This is a genomic window from Halorubrum sp. AD140 (assembly GCF_034497445.1).
Classification (GTDB): domain Archaea; phylum Halobacteriota; class Halobacteria; order Halobacteriales; family Haloferacaceae; genus Halorubrum.
This window is the reverse complement of sequence record NZ_JAXRUU010000337.1, coordinates 1-1039: the sequence shown is the minus strand read 5'-3', so window position 1 is coordinate 1039 and position 1039 is coordinate 1. Positions and strand designations below refer to the sequence as shown.

General features: G+C 67.3%; 1 protein-coding gene and 1 pseudogene. Both read left to right on the top strand.

The genetic code is table 11. From position 1 onward, the window contains the following. Window positions 1-404, top strand: a pseudogene (locus U4E84_RS18670) (glycosyltransferase family 2 protein); the annotation flags it as partial. 291 nt (window positions 405-695) lie between these two features. Then, window positions 696-1039 (top strand): family 16 glycosylhydrolase (locus U4E84_RS18665; protein ID WP_322533543.1); only part of this gene is annotated, 344 nt, incomplete at its 3' end.

Below are 1039 nucleotides of genomic sequence, written 5' to 3'. Positions count from 1 at the left end.
CGCTGTTCCTGCTCCTCTTCCCGCAGTACGTCCCGCAGGCGACGACGTACTTCTTCGGATCGATCGCCGCGTTCTCCGTGCTGTTCGTCGTCACGCTCGTCGGCGTCGCGGTGTACATCCACCACGAACGGATCACGCTGCTCGCCCTCCCGCTCACCCCGATCCTCGTGGTCCTGAACACCGTCGGCGCGCTGTGGGGCTGGGTCTCTCCGGTACAGACGTTCGCCGTGACCGAGAAAGTGGCCCCGAAGAAGGAGCGCATCACCGCGGAGACGGACCTCGTCTCTCCGGAGGCCCTCGAAGCGATCAACCCGTGGTTGGAGGAGGGCGACCTGGCGAACCACGACGGCGAGGAAACTCTCATAACGGACGGCGGCTTCGAGGACGGCTTTCTCTGGCCCTGAGAAGCTAGTTTCGAGCGGGGTCGCGGTGTCCAGAGCAGGAGTTAATAATTCGGGCGCGCAGGTACCTCGTAGTGGGTCGCAGTCGGGTCAGCCGACGGAGGGCGCTCGCCGCGCTGGGAGCGGCGTCCGTGTCCGGCTGTCTCGAACTCGACCGGGGAGGCGCCATGACGGACGGACCGGACGGAGACTGGACGGTCGTCGTCGAGGAGCGGTGGGGCCGGTTCGATCCGGACCGATGGGGCGTCGGGTTCATCGCTCCCGGGCCGAACCGGGGTGTTACCCGCGTTCTGGATGCATCCCGCGAACACGAACTGGCCGCCGGAGATCGACGTCGCGGAGCTGTTTCAGCGCGGCGACGCCCCCGAGACGGGACGGCGGTCGTTGAACGTCAACGTCCACTGGAGCGCGTCGGGAGAGCCGAACGACAGGGAGACGCACGAGGACGCCCCGTCGACGGTCGACGTCGGCGTCGATCTGACCGAGAGCTTCAACCGATACGGCTGCGCGTGGTTCGAGGACCGCGTCGAGTGGTACTTCAACGGCGAGCGGATCGCGGCGCGGTCGTCGCCGCCGGCGATGATCAGTTCGCTCACGGCGGGCGCGGCCCGGCCGTTCGGACTGATCTTCTCGAATCA